The organism is Blautia obeum ATCC 29174, from assembly GCF_025147765.1.
Classification (GTDB): Bacteria; Bacillota; Clostridia; order Lachnospirales; family Lachnospiraceae; genus Blautia_A; species Blautia_A obeum.
Genome location: NZ_CP102265.1, coordinates 1,003,772 through 1,021,112 on the forward strand (window position 1 = coordinate 1,003,772; position 17,341 = coordinate 1,021,112).

The 17,341-nt window shown below is 42.8% G+C and carries 13 protein-coding genes; 10 read left to right on the plus strand and 3 right to left on the minus strand.

Annotation, left to right across the window (positions count from 1 at the left end; all coding sequences use genetic code 11):
- Positions 1–158: 158 nt before the first annotated feature.
- Positions 159–1,463 (minus strand): oligosaccharide flippase family protein, encoded by a 1,305-nt coding sequence (locus NQ503_RS04815; RefSeq protein ID WP_005426922.1) that lies wholly within the window; start codon positions 1,461–1,463, stop codon positions 159–161.
- A 126-nt stretch (positions 1,464–1,589) separates the two neighbouring features.
- Between NQ503_RS04815 and NQ503_RS04820 the strand changes: the two genes are divergently transcribed.
- The 4 genes from NQ503_RS04820 (at position 1,590) to NQ503_RS04835 (ending at position 6,408) form a co-directional block, all read left to right on the plus strand.
- Complete coding sequence (locus tag NQ503_RS04820) at positions 1,590–2,024, plus strand: RrF2 family transcriptional regulator (protein WP_005426920.1); 435 nt, start codon at positions 1,590–1,592, stop codon at positions 2,022–2,024.
- Between the two features lie 30 nt (positions 2,025–2,054).
- Positions 2,055–3,242: a cysteine desulfurase NifS gene (gene nifS, locus NQ503_RS04825; RefSeq protein ID WP_005426919.1), complete on the plus strand. Its 1,188-nt coding sequence runs from the start codon at positions 2,055–2,057 to the stop codon at positions 3,240–3,242.
- A 78-nt stretch (positions 3,243–3,320) separates the two neighbouring features.
- Positions 3,321–3,761, plus strand: coding sequence for a Fe-S cluster assembly scaffold protein NifU (nifU, locus tag NQ503_RS04830; protein ID WP_005426917.1), 441 nt, complete (start codon positions 3,321–3,323; stop codon positions 3,759–3,761).
- Between the two features lie 94 nt (positions 3,762–3,855).
- A complete protein-coding gene (locus NQ503_RS04835) occupies positions 3,856–6,408 on the plus strand; it encodes a cation-translocating P-type ATPase (protein ID WP_005426915.1) in 2,553 nt (850 codons plus the stop codon).
- 72 nt (positions 6,409–6,480) lie between these two features.
- On the opposite strand, the gene NQ503_RS04840 is transcribed toward NQ503_RS04835, so the two are convergent.
- Positions 6,481–8,673 carry an alpha-amylase family glycosyl hydrolase gene (locus tag NQ503_RS04840; RefSeq protein WP_005426913.1) on the minus strand — a complete coding sequence of 731 codons (2,193 nt, stop codon included), beginning with the start codon at positions 8,671–8,673 and terminating at the stop codon, positions 6,481–6,483.
- Between the two features lie 35 nt (positions 8,674–8,708).
- Entirely contained in the window at positions 8,709–9,527 is an 819-nt protein-coding gene (locus NQ503_RS04845; RefSeq protein WP_081017273.1) for a histidinol-phosphatase HisJ family protein, read from the minus strand.
- 209 nt (positions 9,528–9,736) lie between these two features.
- On the opposite strand from NQ503_RS04845, the gene gap reads away from it, so the two are divergent.
- The 6 genes from gap to gpmI all read left to right on the plus strand — a co-directional run bounded on the left by gap (position 9,737) and on the right by gpmI (position 17,321).
- Entirely contained in the window at positions 9,737–10,756 is a 1,020-nt protein-coding gene (gene gap / locus NQ503_RS04850) for a type I glyceraldehyde-3-phosphate dehydrogenase (protein ID WP_005426909.1), read from the plus strand.
- 123 nt (positions 10,757–10,879) lie between these two features.
- Positions 10,880–12,076: a phosphoglycerate kinase gene (locus NQ503_RS04855; protein WP_005426908.1), complete on the plus strand. Its 1,197-nt coding sequence runs from the start codon at positions 10,880–10,882 to the stop codon at positions 12,074–12,076.
- Between the two features lie 17 nt (positions 12,077–12,093).
- Entirely contained in the window at positions 12,094–12,843 is a 750-nt protein-coding gene (gene tpiA / locus NQ503_RS04860) for a triose-phosphate isomerase (protein ID WP_005426906.1), read from the plus strand.
- Between the two features lie 336 nt (positions 12,844–13,179).
- The gene (locus NQ503_RS04865; protein ID WP_005426905.1) at positions 13,180–14,475 is read left to right on the plus strand and encodes a homoserine dehydrogenase; all 1,296 of its coding nucleotides are present in this window, start codon (positions 13,180–13,182) and stop codon (positions 14,473–14,475) included.
- Between the two features lie 71 nt (positions 14,476–14,546).
- Positions 14,547–15,695 (plus strand): DUF2974 domain-containing protein, encoded by a 1,149-nt coding sequence (locus tag NQ503_RS04870; protein ID WP_005426904.1) that lies wholly within the window; start codon positions 14,547–14,549, stop codon positions 15,693–15,695.
- A gap of 84 nt (positions 15,696–15,779) precedes the next feature.
- Positions 15,780–17,321, plus strand: coding sequence for a 2,3-bisphosphoglycerate-independent phosphoglycerate mutase (gene gpmI / locus NQ503_RS04875; RefSeq protein ID WP_005426903.1), 1,542 nt, complete (start codon positions 15,780–15,782; stop codon positions 17,319–17,321).
- Positions 17,322–17,341: the final 20 nt, after the last annotated feature.

A 17,341-nucleotide genomic window follows, 5' to 3' on the forward strand; every position in this document is an offset into this window, starting at 1 on the left:
GGACATAATGGTATATTCATAATTGCATATGCGGGGCGTTCCCCGTTTGTCTGACAGCATCGGACATATCGCGTTTATTATAAACGATTAAAAAGTGGTTGTCGATAGAAATGTTATATATTTAACGCAAAACTTTATAAAGTTACCATGTGTAATTGCTAAAATTCCATATGATACAGTGCATAAATATGTAAAAGACTGAGCAGAATTTCACTAAGCAGAAGTCCATACAGATATCCACGTATACCAAGGACGGGGATGGCAAATATTACGAAAGAGATTCGGAGAAGAATCCCGAGAACACTGTGAACGAGTGTTGTTCCGGTTTTTCCCAGACCATTCAAAATACTGGTAAGTGCAATATTTGTATAAAGAAACGGACAGATAAATGAAAGTGTACGAATGTAGAGTCCGGCATCTGTATTATGGAAAAGTATGGTTCCGGCAAAATTTCCCCCAAAGTAAAAAACGGTGGTGCATAAAGATCCGAGAAGGATACAGGCAGCACAGGTGGTACGTGTGATATAGCGGATTTTTCTGCGGTGTCCAAGTGCCTGCATTTCTGCAACAGAGGGCATCAGAATGACAGATGCAGAGCTGGTAACGGTAGAAGGAAAAAGAATGCAGGGAAGAGCCATTCCGGTAAAAACTCCATAGAGACTCAAAGCTTCGGATGGAGAGAGACCATACATACGGAGACACTGGGGAATCAATACAACTTCGATGGCGGTCAGTACAGAGAGAAGAAGCCGGTTCAGAGTCAGGGGAAGTGCCATATGCCCGATCTCAGATATTTTTTGCACAGGTTTTTCTATATGATGTGAAGATACAGAACTGTTCAGACTTATACAGATAAAAGAACACAGAGCAGCGGCAAGCTCTGAGAGAAAACTTCCTGCAACTGCAATCATTGCGGTGACAGCAATATTGCGGGATAGACAGATCTGCCAGAGCAGACAGGTGGAAAAAATACGGACGGCCTGTTCCAGAATCTGTGTGGCAGCGGGAAAAGAAGCTTTTTTTAGTCCAAGATAGTAGCTATTAACACAGAGATGGACGGAAGCAAAGGGAAAACTTAGGGCGAGCAGGCGAATCAGTGATTCAGTAGCCGGTTCCTTTAAAATCTGTACAGCAAAAAAATGAGAAAAAGTAAAAATGCTCCATGCGGCCATGCCGGAGAGAAAAAGAGCAAGAAAGGTACCAATGCGGAAACAGTCCTGCGCTTCTTTTTTTTCTCCAAGTGCCGTGTGAGAGGATATCAGGCGGGAGAGTGATGTCTGAATCCCGAAGGTGGTCATGGCAAGAACCAGATGCTGCAGAGGAACAACCAGCTGATACAGACCGATTCCTTCTGCACCAATGGTATGTGAAAGGAATATTCTATAAAAGAAGCCCATAATACGGCTGATCAGGCCAGCAGAAGTCAGAAGGAAAGTTCCTTTGAAAAATCGTTCTTTCGACATGAAAAACGTCCTGTGGCTTTTTTGACAGTATATGCAGAAAACCTCCTTGACAGAACAGAGGGTTTCTGCTAAAGTATGACTTGAAATAAATCCGACGAAAACACTAGGAATTAAAGAGGTGAGTGGATGAAACTGTCAACAAGGGCAAGATACGGTCTCAAAGCATTGATTGATCTGGGTCTGCATTGTGAAACAGAAGCCGTTTCCATTCAGAGTATTGCAAGCCGACAGAATATCTCAGACAGCTATCTGGAGCAGCTTATGGCGAAGCTTAAGAAGGCTGGTCTGGTGGATAGTACCAGAGGTGCCGGTGGTGGTTACCGGCTGGGACGACCGGCAGCAGAGATTTCCGTGGGTGATGTCCTGAGGGTTCTGGAGGGAAGTCTGGAAGCTGCACAGTGTTCCGGAATGGAAGATGAGAGCACCTGTGAGAATCACGATATCTGCGTGACGAAATATGTGTGGAAACGAATCAACGACAGTATTACACAGGCGGTAGATACTATGATGCTGGATCAGTTGATTGAAGAAAGCCGGAAAAAACAACAGGAAAAAATGTAAAATTTCATTTTTTAAGCAGGAGGAAAAAACATGAGTAAATTAATATATCTGGATAACGCAGCAACAACCAAAACTGCTCCGGAAGTTCTTGATGCAATGCTTCCGTATTTTTCTGAATATTATGGAAATCCTTCCAGTATCTATGATTTTGCACAGAAGAGCAAAGAGGCTGTAACAAAAGGAAGACAGCAGATTGCAGATGCACTGAATACCAGAAAAGAAGATATTTATTTTACAGCAGGCGGAAGTGAGGCAGATAACTGGGCACTTAAGGCTACCTTTGAAGCATACAAGTCCAAAGGTAATCACATTATTACAACCAAGATCGAGCATCATGCTATTCTGCATACATGTGAATATCTGGAAAAAGAAAGAGGAGCAAAGATCACATATCTTGATGTGGATGAGAATGGAGTTGTCCGTCTGGATGAACTGGAAAAAGCAATCACACCGGAAACCATCCTTATTTCTGTAATGTTTGCAAACAATGAGATCGGAACCATTCAGCCAATCAAAGAAATTGGACGTATTGCCAAAGAACATGGCATCCTGTTCCATACAGATGCAGTTCAGGCATTTGGCCAGGTACCGATCGATGTGGATGAATACAACATTGATATGCTGAGCTCCAGTGGACACAAGATTAATGGACCGAAAGGAATCGGCTTCCTTTATATTCGTAAAGGTGTCAAGATCAAATCCTTTGTACATGGAGGCGCACAGGAACGTAAACGTCGTGCAGGTACAGAGAATGTTCCTGGAATTGTTGGATATGGTGCAGCAGCAGAACGTGCAGTAAGAACTATGAAAGAACGTACTGCTAAGGAAATCGAGCTGAGAGATTACCTGATCAATCGCCTGACTACTGAGATTCCATATTCCAGACTGAATGGTGACAAAGTAAGACGTCTTCCGAACAATGTAAACGTAAGTTTCCAGTTCATTGAAGGAGAATCTATGCTTCTGATGCTTGACCAGAACGGCATCTGCGGTTCCAGTGGATCTGCATGCACATCAGGTTCTCTGGATCCGTCTCATGTACTTCTTGCGATCGGTGTACCGCATGAGGTTGCACATGGCTCTCTGAGACTTACTTTAAGCGATGAGACAACAAAAGAAGATCTTGATTTTACAGTAGATAAACTGAAAGAAATTGTACAGTATCTGAGAAGTATGTCTCCATTATATGAAGATTTTATCAAGAAACATCAGCAGTAATAAATAAAAGTGTTTATCAAGGGCAGACGATGATAGACCGAAGAAAATAAGAAGAAAATAACAGGAGGAAGTTATATTATGTACAGTGAAAAAGTTATGGATCATTTTCAGCATCCAAGAAATGTAGGAGAAATCGAAAACGCAAGTGGTGTAGGAACCGTTGGTAACGCTAAATGTGGCGATATCATGAGAATGTTCCTTGATATCGATGATAAGACTCATATCATCAAAGAATGCAAATTCAAAACATTTGGCTGTGGTGCTGCTGTTGCAACCAGCAGTATGGCAACAGAGATGGTAAAAGGAAAAACTATCGAAGAGGCAATGCAGATCACAAATAAAGCCGTTATGGAAGCTCTGGACGGACTTCCGCCGGTCAAAGTACACTGCTCACTTCTTGCAGAAGAAGCAATCCATGCTGCACTGTGGGATTATGCACAGAAACATGGAATCGTGATCGAGGGACTGGACAAACCAAAGTCTGACATCAGTGAGGGTGAAGAGGAAGAAGAATATTAATAAATTCGGCTGTGAGGGGGAGAATGCCAACGGTAAAATAGAGAATGCTGTTTGGAAATATTAATTTGTAGCAAACAGTAAATTGTGAGGTGAAATGTTGACAGGACTTACAGATGAACAGGTAAATGAGCGAATCGCAGAAGGCAAGGTTAATGCGGACGAGAATCCGAATACCCGGACCTATAAGCAGATCATAAGAGAAAACACACTGACATTTTTCAACTTTCTGAACCTTGTACTTCTGGTGCTTGTACTTCTGGTTGGCTCTTATAAGAATGCATTTTTTGTATGTATCATTGTTATCAATACCCTGATCGGTATTGCACAGGAGATACGTGCCAAGAAAACAATCGATAAGCTGGCAATCCTTACAGCGAGAAAATCAGTTGTTATCCGTGAAGGACAGAAATGGACCGTTCCGACAGAAGAACTGGTACTGGATGACGTGGTCTGTCTCAAGACCGGTGATCAGGTACCGGCAGATGCGAGGGTGCTTGAAGGCAGTGTAGAGGTCAATGAATCTCTTTTGACTGGTGAATCAGACAATCTTCCCAAGAATGTGGGAGATGAGCTTTTTTCCGGAAGTTTTGTGACTTCCGGAGAGGCAAACTGTCAGATCATCCATGTCGGAAAGGACAACTATGCAGCCCAGATCACCAGTGAGGCAAAAGAATTCAAGCGTCACAATTCAGAACTGAAGAATTCTCTGAATGCGATTCTGAAGGTGATCAGTATCATTATTGTACCGATTGGAGCATTGTTGTTTTACAAGCAGTACTATATTGTTGGAGATACATTTAAGGATTCTATCGTAAGTATGGTAGCCGGAGTCCTTGGTATGATCCCGGAAGGCCTTGTTCTTCTGACCAGCGTTGCACTGACACTTGGAGCACTTGTCCTTGCTAATAAGAAGACACTGGTGCAGGAGCTCTATTGTATTGAGACGCTTGCCAGAGTTGACACACTTTGTCTGGACAAGACTGGTACGATCACCGAAGGAACCATGTGCGTGGAGCGTGTGGAGCCTTACAGAGTTTCTAAAGATGAGAGTACGGATGCGGAAGTCGATGCAGGACTGGCCGAGATTACGGAATCAGCAGAACTGACAGAAATGGATACGGAATCCAGACAGACAGAAGTACAGGCAGCCGAAGTATCCGATACAGAAATAACAGAAGTTTCTGTAACTGAGGTTTCGGCAGATGAAACAGACGCAGGTCCGGCATTTATGGACGAAGTCGGCGAGATCATGTGCAATATGATGTACGTACTCAAAGATCAGAATGCAACGATCGATGCATTGCGTAAACGTTTTCCGGCAAAGCAGGGTATGACACTGGAACATGTGATTCCATTTTCTTCCGACAGAAAATACAGTGGTGCCGTTTTTGAAGAAAAAGGCACATATTTGATGGGAGCAGCACAGTTCCTGTTTCCAGAAGATAACCAGGAGCTGACAGAACGATGTCAGGTATATGCTGAAGACGGGCTTCGAGTACTGGTTTTGGCGCATAGTTCCCAGATGGTAGAAGGAACAGAACTTCCAGAGGGACTGGAACCGCTTGCACTGATGCTTATGACAGATGTGATCAGAGAGGAAGCACCAGATACACTGGCATTCTTTGAAAGCCAGGAGGTAGATCTTAAGGTCATTTCCGGTGATGATCCGGTGACGGTCGCAGCGATTGCAAAGCGTGCCGGACTTAAAAATGCCGACAGATATGTAGATGCGACGACATTGACATCCGATGAGATGCTTCAGGATGCAGTTGCAGAGTACAGCGTGTTCGGACGGGTGACGCCACAGCAGAAAAAAGCGATGGTTCAGGCACTGCAATCCCAGGGACATACAGTAGCTATGACTGGTGACGGTGTCAACGATGTTCTTGCCCTGAAAGAGGCTGACTGCAGTATTGCCATGGCACAGGGAAGTGATGCTGCAAAGAATATTGCAAATGTCGTTCTTCTGGATTCAAATTTTGCATCTATGCCGCATATTGTAAATCAGGGACGAAGAGTCGTAAACAACATCCGTACGGCGGCATCCATGTTCCTGATCAAGACGATGTTTTCCGTTATGTTGTCATTGCTGACGATCTTCTTTGGAAATACGTATCCGTTTGAACCGATCCAGATGTCACTGATCAGCGCGTGTGCGGTAGGTATTCCGACATTCCTGCTTGCACAGGAAAACAATTACGAGAAGATTGATCATACGTTCCTGAGGCATGTATTTATCAATGCGTTTCCGGCAGCACTCACGATTACATCGTGTGTGTTTGCGGTCATGCTCGTTTGTCAGAATGTATATCATTCCACAGAAATGTTGAATACAGCCTGTGTTCTTGTTACAGGATGGAACTATATGGCTGCATTGAAGACCGTTTATGCACCACTGAATACCTATCGTAAGACGATCATTTACGGTATGCAGTTTATATTCTTTGCGGCGGCCGTTATTTTCCAGAAACTGCTTTCTCTTGGTTCTTTGGATTTTGGAATGATCATCCTGGTATTCATACTGATGACCTTTGCACCGGTACTGATCGATGTGATCACTGTCTGGCTGAAGGGAATCTATGCACGTTCTCTGGATAAAGAAAACCCAGGAAAATTTACTGCATTTATTGATAAATTACGTAAATAGAATAGGAATTCGAATAAAAAGGCTCTGGTCAATTGTGACCGGAGCCTTTTGGTATATTTATGTACTTAAAAATTATTGTTTATTTCTGCACAGCCAGTAACATCCGAATGCCGGAATCTGCACACCCCTGGCTTCCATCTCTCGTCCGGAGATAAGATCTGTGTACATACCATCTTCTTCATTGATCCATGCAACTTTATCATTCTCACTGAAGTTGTAGATACCGATAAATTTCTCCTTATTATTCTCACGTATAAAAGCAAGAACAGAAGTATCCCAGGTGTCAATGGTGCGAATTGGAACATTACTGTTGAATACACTGTGGCTTGAACGGATATGCTCCAGTTTATTAAGCACAGGGAAAAGTTTGCCCTGTACAGTAGCAGGATCATGACGGTTTTCAGCCAGCTTCCAGTCGAATTTTCCTCTGTGAAGATAACGTGAATCATCGGATTTTTCCGGATCATCTTTGTAAGAATAATCATTCACCTGACCGATCTCGTCACCACTGTAAATTACCGGGATACCGGACTGAGAGAGCATGAATGCATGCAGTGTAATATCATAACGGACAGCTCTGTCCACACCTTCCTGATTTCCTTCAAATCCAAAACGCTCAATACCACAGAGAGAAGCTGTTGTTCCGCACAGTCTTGCATCACCAAGACGCGGATCATCATTATAAAGTTCTCCTCGTGCAAAAGAATCTGGATATTTTCCTGTAAGGAAATCATTCAGATATTTTTTATGAGGTACTTCCTGAATACCGAAGTTTTCAAGATATTCATAATCCAGTCCCCATCCAATATCGTCATGGCAACGCAGATAATTCTGGAATACATAATCTCTCGGAAGTTCGGAGATGATATCCAGCTGACGGCGAAGCAGGGAGACATCTTTTGTTGCAACTGTGTGCCATGTGCTTGCCATAGTCGTAACGTTGTACAGCAGATGACATTCTGGTTTTTCGACAGTTCCGAAATATGGAACAACTTTTTCAGGAGCCATGACAACTTCTCCGAGAAGAAGAACGCCAGGGCATACGATCTCACAGATCATACGCATGATACGAACGATGGTGTGAACCTGTGGCAGGTTACGGCAGTTCGTCCCAAGCTGCTTCCAGATATATGGTACAGCATCCAGACGGACAATATCTACACCCTGGTTAGCCAGGTACAGCATGTTAAAGATCATTTCGTTCAGGACGATCGGATTGCGGTAGTTCAGATCCCACTGATACGGATAGAAAGTAGTCATAACATGTTTATGAAGGTCTTCCAGCCAGGTGAAGTTGCCAGGTGCAGTTGTCGGGAACACTTCCGGGCAGGTCTGCTCATATAATGAAGGAATATCATAATTATCAAAGAAAAAGTAACGGTCCTGATATTCTTTTTCTCCTGCACGGGCGCGTTTTGCCCATTCGTGGTCTTCGGATGTATGGTTCATGACGAAGTCAAGGCAGACGTTGATGCCGCGATTATGGCAGGCAGCAGTCAGTGCTGCAAAATCATCCATGGTTCCAAGTTCTTCCTGAACCTTTCGGAAATCAGCAACTGCATAACCACCGTCACTGCGTCCCCTCGGGGAGTCAAGGAGTGGCATCAGATGCAGATAATTGACATTGCATTCCTGTATATAATCCAGTTTGGATTCCAGATTGGAAAGAGTACCGGCAAAAGCGTTGACATACATCATCATACCGATGAGATCGTTGCGTTTATACCATGTCGGATCTTTTTCGCGATTCAGATCAGATTCTTTCAGGGCATCATTTCTCATATCATAGAATTTCTTCAGGACTTTGAGAAGATCATTGAGATGCATTGTGACATATGGGTTATCCTGATACAGTTCACAGTAGAGCCATTTCAGCTCGTCCAGATGACGGGCAAGACGCTCACGATAGATGTGATCATCATCACGCTTATTTTCCAGTTTGACTGGTTCAGCTTTTGTAGTTTCGACTTTGGCAGTCTCTGTTTTTTTAGTCTCAACCTTAGCTGATTCGACCTTAGCTGTTTCAACTTTGACAGCTTCAGCTTTTTGCGTTTCAACTTTAGCAGGTTCGACTTTCTTTGTTTCAACCTTGATAGGCTCTGTTTTCTTAGTCTCGACTTTAACAGGTTCAGTCTTTGTTGTTTCAACCTTAATTGGTTGAACTTTTTTTGTAGTTATTTTCGGGGTTTCTGCTTTCGCAGCAGCAGCCTGGAAAGCAGAAGTTTTGGCAGCTTCACGCTTTTTCTGAAGACGTTTTTTTGCCATGATGGATCTCCTCCTTTTGTATCTTTATCTGAAAATTATAATTTGACAAATTCCGGTTTACGGTTTTGGAATACAGTATAGTACTTAAAACCGCAGTCTGCAAGTATTGCAGCAGCCTTATCGAAATCATAGGCAATTTTTTCCGGTCCATGCGCATCAGCACCGACAGTGATGATCTCACCACCAAGTTCGCGATAGCGGCGAATGACTGCACGGCAGGGATTTGGCTCTCCGAGGCCGTAGTGGAAACCGCCGGTATTCAGCTCAATTCCCCGTCCCTTGGCAATGACGGTGCGCAGGATCTCATCAAGAATATCCTGGTAACGTTCATAAGTATAGTATTTATTCTGATTCGGGCCATAGCGTACAATATAATCAATATGTCCATATACATCCATCTCAGAAAATGCATGCAGATTTTCGAGAATGGATTCAAAATATTCCCGGTAACATGCAGATTCTTCGCGCCCTTTAAAATATTCCTTATAATAAGGGTCATATCCATGGACAACGTGAGAAGATCCGATCACAAAATCAAACGGCATTGTTGCCAGAAGCTCGTGAAAGTAGTCGTGCAAATGTGGCTGCAGGCCAAGTTCAATACCGAAATGAATCTGTAGTTCCTTCTGATATTTTTCTCGGAGTCTAAAGAGAGTCTCTCTGTATCCATCAAGATCCAGCTCAAATATTTCATTATCCGGTGTAGGTGGGTAATCAGGATCCAGATGCTCTGTAAAACAGATGCCGGTGAGACCCCGGCAGATTGCTTCGCGGATCATATCTTCCATAGATGTGTCTGAGTCAGCAGAAAAAGAAGAATGCATATGGCAGTCCCATAAGATCTGATTTGACATTTTTGTATCCTCCTTTGTATGGATTGACATTATTATAGCATGCAAAAATCGCATATGCTATGGTTTCATTTCCTTTTAAATAGAAATTTCTGATGTTTTTTATAAAATCCCCTTGAATTTTTGTATGAGATTCGATACAATATGCAATAGGTTGACGTTTCTTTAACAAACGCCATAATCAACCATTTATTTCATAGGAGGAATTTATCATGGCAGTAAAAGTTGCAATTAATGGATTTGGCCGTATTGGTCGTCTGGCATTCCGTCAGATGTTTGGAGCAGAAGGATTTGAAATCGTTGCTATCAACGACCTTACATCCCCGAAAATGCTGGCTCACTTATTAAAATATGACTCAACTCAGGGAAGATATGCTCTGGCTGACAAAGTAGTAGCAGGAGAAGATTCCATCACAGTTGACGGAAAAGAAATCAAAATCTATGCAAAAGCTAACGCTGCAGAACTTCCTTGGGGAGAAATCGGTGTAGACGTAGTTCTCGAGTGCACAGGTTTCTATACATCCAAAGACAAAGCTCAGGCTCATATTGATGCAGGTGCTAAACATGTTGTTATTTCCGCTCCGGCTGGAAACGACCTTAAGACAATCGTTTACAATGTAAACCATGAAGGACTTACAAACGAAGATAAAATCATCTCCGCTGCATCCTGTACAACAAACTGCCTTGCACCAATGGCTAAGGCTCTTAACGATCTTGCACCGATCAAATCTGGTATCATGTGCACAATCCACGCTTACACAGGTGATCAGATGACACTTGACGGACCGCAGAGAAAAGGTGATCTGAGAAGATCTCGTGCAGCTGCAGTTAACATCGTTCCGAACAGCACAGGTGCTGCAAAAGCAATCGGTCTGGTTATCCCAGAACTGAACGGCAAACTGATCGGATCCGCTCAGCGTGTACCAACCCCAACAGGTTCTACAACAATCCTTACAGCAGTAGTTGAAGGAAACGTTACAAAAGAGCAGATCAACGCAGCTATGAAAGCAGCTTCTAACGAATCCTTCGGATACAACGAAGACGAAATCGTATCCAGCGATATCGTTGGTATGAGATTTGGTTCTCTGTTTGATGCTACTCAGACAATGGTTCTGCCACTTGAGAACGGCACAACAGAAGTACAGGTTGTTTCATGGTATGACAATGAAAACTCCTACACAAGCCAGATGGTTCGTACAATCAAACATTTTGGAAAACTTCTGAACGCTTAATTAAGTCCATAAGTTAAAGTGTGGAGTAAGTTGTTGCATTTTGCAATGACACAAATAGACTCAGTCAGGGTCCGGTCTGATTTGGACCGGGCCCATTTTTTATGAATTTGGAGGAATATTAGCATGGGATTAAACAAAAAATCCGTTGATGATATCAATGTAAAAGGCCAGAGAGTTCTGGTAAGATGTGACTTTAATGTACCTCTGCAGGACGGCAAAATCACAGATGAGAACCGTCTGGTAGCAGCTCTTCCTACAATCAAGAAGCTGATCGCAGATGGCGGAAAGATCATTCTTTGCTCACACCTTGGCAAACCGAAGGGAGAGCCGAAACCGGAACTTTCTCTTGCACCTGTTGCAAAACGTCTCACAGAGCTTCTGGGACAGGAAGTTAAATTCGTTCCGAGCCCGGTTGTTGTTGATGATACCGTAAAAGCAGCAGTAGCTGACATGAAAGACGGAGAAGTTATTCTTCTTGAAAATACACGTTATCGTGCAGAAGAAACCAAAAACGGTGATGAGTTCAGTAAAGAACTTGCTTCCCTTTGCGATGTATTCGTAAATGATGCATTTGGTACTGCTCACAGAGCACACTGCTCCAACGTTGGTGTTACCAAATATGTAGATACCGCAGTTGTTGGATATCTGATGGAAAAAGAAATCGCATTCCTTGGAAATGCAGTAGAAAATCCGGAGAGACCATTTGTAGCTATCCTTGGTGGAGCGAAAGTTTCCAGCAAGATCTCTGTTATCAACAACCTTCTTGACAAAGTTGATACTCTGATCATCGGTGGTGGAATGTCCTATACATTCTCCAAAGCTCTTGGCGGACACATTGGTAATTCCCTCTGTGAGGATGATTATCTTCAGTATGCATTAGACATGCTTAAAAAAGCAGAAGAAAAAGGCGTTAAGCTTCTTCTTCCTGTTGACAACAGAATCGGTGATGACTTCTCTAACGACTGCAATATCCAGGTTGTAAAACGTGGATGCATTCCGGACGGCTGGGAAGGAATGGACATTGGACCAGAAACAGAAAAGATTTTCTGTGACGCTGTAAAAGATGCTAAGACAGTTGTATGGAACGGACCAATGGGTTGCTTCGAAATGCCGAATTTTGCTCATGGTACAGAAGCAGTTGCTAAAGCTCTTGCAGATACAGAAGCTACAACTATCATCGGTGGTGGTGACTCCGCAGCAGCTGTAAATATCCTTGGCTATGGCGATAAGATGACTCACATCTCTACTGGTGGTGGAGCATCTCTGGAATTCCTGGAAGGAAAGGAACTGCCGGGCGTAGCAGCAGCTAATGATAAATAAAAAAGGAGATAATAAAAATGGCAAGAAAGAAAATTATCGCTGGAAACTGGAAAATGAACATGACTCCAAGCGAAGCAGTTAAATTAGTAGAAACTCTGAAACCACTTGTACAGAACGATGAAGTAGACGTAGTATTCGGTGTTCCGGCAATCGACATCGTTCCGGTTGTTGAAGCCTGCAAAGGTACAAATATTGCTGTAGCAGCAGAGAACATGTACTTCGAAGAAAAAGGTGCTTACACAGGTGAAATCGCTCCGGCTATGCTGGTTGACGCTGGTGTTAAATATGTTATCCTTGGACATTCCGAAAGAAGAGATTACTTCGGAGAAACAAGCGAAGACGTTAACAAGAAAGTACTTAAAGCTTTCGAACATGGTATTACACCAATCATGTGCTGTGGAGAATCTCTTGAGCAGAGAGAACAGGGCATCACTATGGACTGGATCCGTCAGCAGGTTAAAGTTGGTCTTCAGAACGTAACAGCTGACCAGGCTAAAACTATGGTTATCGCTTACGAACCAATCTGGGCTATCGGAACAGGTAAAACAGCTACAAGCGAACAGGCCCAGGAAATCTGCAAAGGTATCCGTGAGTGTGTTGCTGAAATCTATGACACAGATACAGCAGAAGCTATCCGTATCCAGTACGGCGGATCTGTAAATGCAGGAAATGCAGCAGAACTGTTTGCAATGGGTGATATCGATGGTGGACTTGTTGGTGGAGCTTCCCTGAAACCAGATTTCGGAAAGATCGTTAACTACAAATAATTATCAATAAGATGATTTTAAGAGTCAGATACTTCAAACCGGCCAGGTAAGAGGTATCTGGCTTTTTTTTGTTTCCAGAGACGTACAAATGTCCGCGCTTGACAAAATCCGCTTTATACAATACTATTAAACACAAGTGGTAAAATATTCACTGTTCACTTCGTTCACAGTAGCTTGGTCAAAATGCATTCCACATCACCTTCGGTGATAGCATTTTGCCCCGTATGTCTCGGGATTTTGCCATATTCATGGAAAAACACCTCGCGGGATATTACCTGTGAACAGTAATATAAGAATAAAGAGATAAGGGACGAGGAGAAAGGAGCCTATTTCAAAATGGATAAAAAAATCATTCGTGCTGCCCTTCTGGGCTTTGGTACAGTAGGAACAGGTGTATATAAGGTATTACAGAAGCAGAAAGAAGACATGATTCCGAAGCTTGGAAGTCAGATTGAAATCAAGAAGATCCTGGTACGTAATCTGGAAAAAGCTGCTGCAAAGGTTGAAGATCCGGCCGTTCTGACCAACAATTGGGATGAGATCGTAAATGATCCGGAAATTGATATTGTGATCGAGTTGATCGGTGGAATTGAACCGGCAAGAAGCTACATACTGGCAGCAATAAATGCAGGAAAACATGTCGTAACGGCAAATAAAGATCTGATTGCGGTACATGGTAAAGAACTTCTTGATGCAGCAGAAGCACATCATGTGGATTTTTTGTTTGAAGCAGCTGTAGCAGGTGGAATTCCGATCATTCGTCCATTGAAAGAATGTCTTGCCGGTAATCATATGGCAGAAGTTATGGGTATTGTCAATGGTACAACAAACTTTATTCTTACAAAGATGACCCAGGATGGAATGGAATTTAAAGATGCACTGGCACTTGCAACAGAACTTGGCTATGCAGAAGCCGATCCGACAGCAGATATTGAAGGACTGGATGCAGGAAGAAAAGTGGCAATTCTAGCGTCTGTAGCATTTAATTCCAGAGTTGTTTTTGATGATGTTTATATTGAAGGAATTACTAAGATTACAGCAAAAGATATCAAATATGCCAAAGAAATGGGCTGTGACATAAAACTTCTTGGAGTTGCAAAGAATACAGAAGAGGGAATTGAAGCATATGTTTGCCCAATGCTGATTCCAAGCAGTCATCCGCTTGCATCTGTAAATGATTCTTATAATGCTGTATTTGTCAATGGTGATGCAGTAGAAAATGCCATGTTCTATGGTCGTGGCGCAGGTGAGCTTCCGACAGCAAGCGCTGTTGTAGGAGATCTTTTTGATATTGCAAGAAATATTAAGGCAAACTGCTGTGCAAGAATCGGATGTACCTGTTATAAAGAACTTCCGGTAAAGAAGATGGCAGATACTTATAATCGTTATTTTATGAGATTGATCGTAGAGGATCGTTGTGGTGTACTTGCTGAAATGACTGCGGTCTTTGCAAAATATGGAGTCAGCGTAGCACAGATCATTCAGAAAGCTTTCCGTGCAGAAGGAAGTGCCGAAGTTGTTGTCATCACAGCCAAAGTTCGCGAAGGCGATTTCCGTACGGCAATGGAAGAACTGAGTGGAAGAAGCTCAGTACGTAAAGTAAGTAGCATGCTTCGTGTATATGGAGAATAAGATCGTATAGATCAGAGATACCTTAAGTTGCTTTGTGGACGGAGTATAAAATTTCACAAAAGGGGTTGCTTATGGGAAATATTATGGATTACATCAGTTGGAGAGGGGATCTTTCCTTTGAACAGTCGCAGTTTAACGAAGTGGACAATTTGATTCTTGCATGTTTTTCATATGTGAATCTGGATGGAATTTCGGCAGTGACAAAACAGAAGGGAATCGGACTGAAAAAGCTGACGAAAGAATTTATGAAACTTCATACGATGAAAGAACTGGAGGCGGATAAATCTTTTATCCGCCTGGCTCCGTTTATGATGATGGAAATGGCGAAGTCTGTCAGATTTGGAAAATGTGTGGTAAGAAATTATGTGAATGATATTGTAACGGAAGCTGAGCAGCAGTTTGCTGCAATGGAAATTGTTCTTGAGGACGGAACTTCCTATGTTTCTTTTCGTGGAACGGATGATACGATCATAGGATGGAAAGAAGATTTTAATCTCAGCACAGGTGTAGTTCCGGCACAAAAAAGAGCCATAGAGTATTTGCAGAAAATCTCGGAACATACAGATGGAATGCTCAGAGTCGGAGGACATTCTAAAGGTGGAAACCTTGCGATTTATGGCTCGGTGATGTGCAAAAGTGCTCATGAAAAGATACTTGAAATCTATTCTAATGACGGACCCGGATTTTCCAGAGAATTTCAAGAGCTGCCGGAAACGAAAGAAATGATGCCGAAGATTATTCGCATTATTCCGGAGTATTCTATTATAGGGACGCTTCTGGAGCATGAAAAAGAACCGGTTATTGTTGCAAGTTCCAGTAAGGGACTTCTCCAGCATGATGCATTTTCCTGGGAGGTGCAGGGACCGGCGCTGGTACGGCGAGACAGTCTGAACAAAACGGCACTCCGATTTATCGAAATCCTGCACAAATGGATCGATGGTATGGATATGGAACAGAAGAGACTTCTGATTGAAGATCTTTTTGCAACATTACAGGCATCCGGTTATGAGAATCTGAGTGAAGTACAGTCCGGAGGACTGAAAAGTCTGGCCGCGATGGTGAAACGTGTGGAAAAATTTGCTCCGGAATCCCGCGGGATGATGCAGGAACTTTTGACAGCAATCTGCGGAGGCTGGCTCGAACAGCTCCAGGCAGATACGAAAGACAAACTATCCGTACTTCCGTTAAGCTTTTCTGATAAAATCCTTGAAAAATTCTAAATTTTTGGTACTATATAATAGGAAATGATACCAGTAAATACTGCTGTAAAATGCAGAAAAAGTATACAGTAAAAGGAGAACATTATGAGTAAGAAACCAACCGTATTAATGATCCTGGATGGTTATGGTCTGAACGACAAACATGAGGGAAATGCAATCTACGAAGCAAAAACTCCTGTTATGGATAAATTAATGGCAGAATATCCATTTGTAAAAGGAAATGCCAGTGGACTGGCAGTAGGTCTTCCGGACGGACAGATGGGTAACTCCGAGGTAGGGCATATGAATATGGGAGCAGGCCGTATTGTATACCAGGAGCTTACCAGAATCACAAAAGAAATCAACGATGGAGATTTCTTTAAAAATGAAGCACTTCTTGCAGCAATGAAAAATGCAAAAGAAAATGATTCTGCTATTCATTTTATGGGACTTCTTTCTGATGGTGGTGTACACAGCCACAATACACATCTCTATGCACTGCTTGAGATGGCAAAGAGAGAAGGACTTAAGAAAGTTTATGTACACTGCTTCCTTGACGGACGTGATACACCGCCGGCATCAGGAAAAGAATTCATTGAACAGCTGGAAGCCAAGATGAAAGAAATCGGTGTTGGACAGATCGGTGTTGTTTCCGGACGTTACTATGCAATGGACAGAGATAATCGCTGGGATCGTGTAGAACTTGCATACAAAGCCCTGACAGAAGGTGAAGGTGTCAAAGGTACAGACGCTGCAGCAGCAGTTCAGGCTTCCTATGATAATGATAAGACAGATGAATTCGTCCTTCCGACAGTTATTGAGAAAGACGGACAGCCGGTTGCAAAGATCCAGGACAAAGATTCTGTAGTATTCTTTAACTTCCGTCCAGACCGTGCACGTGAGATCACAAGAGCATTCTGTGATGATGAATTCAAAGGCTTCGAAAGAGCTAAGAAACTGGATCTTACTTATGTCTGCTTTACAGATTATGATGAAACAATTCAGAACAAACAGGTTGCGTTCCACAAAGTACTTCTTAAGAATACATTTGGTGAATATCTTGCGGCTCATGATATGACACAGGTTCGTATTGCTGAGACAGAGAAATATGCACATGTTACTTTCTTCTTTAACGGTGGAGTAGAAGAACCAAACAAAGGAGAAGACAGAATCCTCGTTAAATCTCCGAAGGTTGCAACTTATGACCTTCAGCCGGAGATGAGCGCACCGGAAGTTTGTGACAAGCTGGTGGATGCAATCAAATCTGATAAATATGATGTGATCATTATCAATTTTGCAAACCCGGATATGGTAGGTCATACTGGTGTACAGGCAGCAGCTGTCAAAGCAATCGAAACAGTTGATGGATGTGTGGGAAGAGCAGTAGAAGCTCTCAAAGAAGTTGACGGACAGATGTTTATCTGTGCTGACCACGGAAATGCAGAGCAGCTGATTGATTATGAGACAGGAGAGCCATGGACTGCTCATACAACGAATCCGGTTCCGTTCATTCTTGTAAACGCTGATCCGAAATACACTCTGAGAGAGAACGGATGCCTCGCAGATATCATCCCGACTCTGATTCAGCTGATGGGAATGGAACAGCCTGCAGAAATGACGGGAGAAAGTCTTCTGGTTGAGAAATAATCACAATATCTAAAATAAAC

Bases quoted from the DNA above. Each gene is read 5' to 3' on its own strand.
- NQ503_RS04815 (WP_005426922.1), bottom strand. From the start codon at position 1,463: ATGTCGAAAGAACGATTTTTCAAAGGAACTTTCCTTCTGACTTCTGCT.
- NQ503_RS04820 (WP_005426920.1), top strand. From the start codon at position 1,590: ATGAAACTGTCAACAAGGGCAAGATACGGTCTCAAAGCATTGATTGAT.
- nifS (WP_005426919.1), top strand. From the start codon at position 2,055: ATGAGTAAATTAATATATCTGGATAACGCAGCAACAACCAAAACTGCT.
- nifU (WP_005426917.1), top strand. From the start codon at position 3,321: ATGTACAGTGAAAAAGTTATGGATCATTTTCAGCATCCAAGAAATGTA.
- NQ503_RS04835 (WP_005426915.1), top strand. From the start codon at position 3,856: ATGTTGACAGGACTTACAGATGAACAGGTAAATGAGCGAATCGCAGAA.
- NQ503_RS04840 (WP_005426913.1), bottom strand. From the start codon at position 8,673: ATGGCAAAAAAACGTCTTCAGAAAAAGCGTGAAGCTGCCAAAACTTCT.
- NQ503_RS04845 (WP_081017273.1), bottom strand. From the start codon at position 9,527: ATGTCAAATCAGATCTTATGGGACTGCCATATGCATTCTTCTTTTTCT.
- gap (WP_005426909.1), top strand. From the start codon at position 9,737: ATGGCAGTAAAAGTTGCAATTAATGGATTTGGCCGTATTGGTCGTCTG.
- NQ503_RS04855 (WP_005426908.1), top strand. From the start codon at position 10,880: ATGGGATTAAACAAAAAATCCGTTGATGATATCAATGTAAAAGGCCAG.
- tpiA (WP_005426906.1), top strand. From the start codon at position 12,094: ATGGCAAGAAAGAAAATTATCGCTGGAAACTGGAAAATGAACATGACT.
- NQ503_RS04865 (WP_005426905.1), top strand. From the start codon at position 13,180: ATGGATAAAAAAATCATTCGTGCTGCCCTTCTGGGCTTTGGTACAGTA.
- NQ503_RS04870 (WP_005426904.1), top strand. From the start codon at position 14,547: ATGGGAAATATTATGGATTACATCAGTTGGAGAGGGGATCTTTCCTTT.
- gpmI (WP_005426903.1), top strand. From the start codon at position 15,780: ATGAGTAAGAAACCAACCGTATTAATGATCCTGGATGGTTATGGTCTG.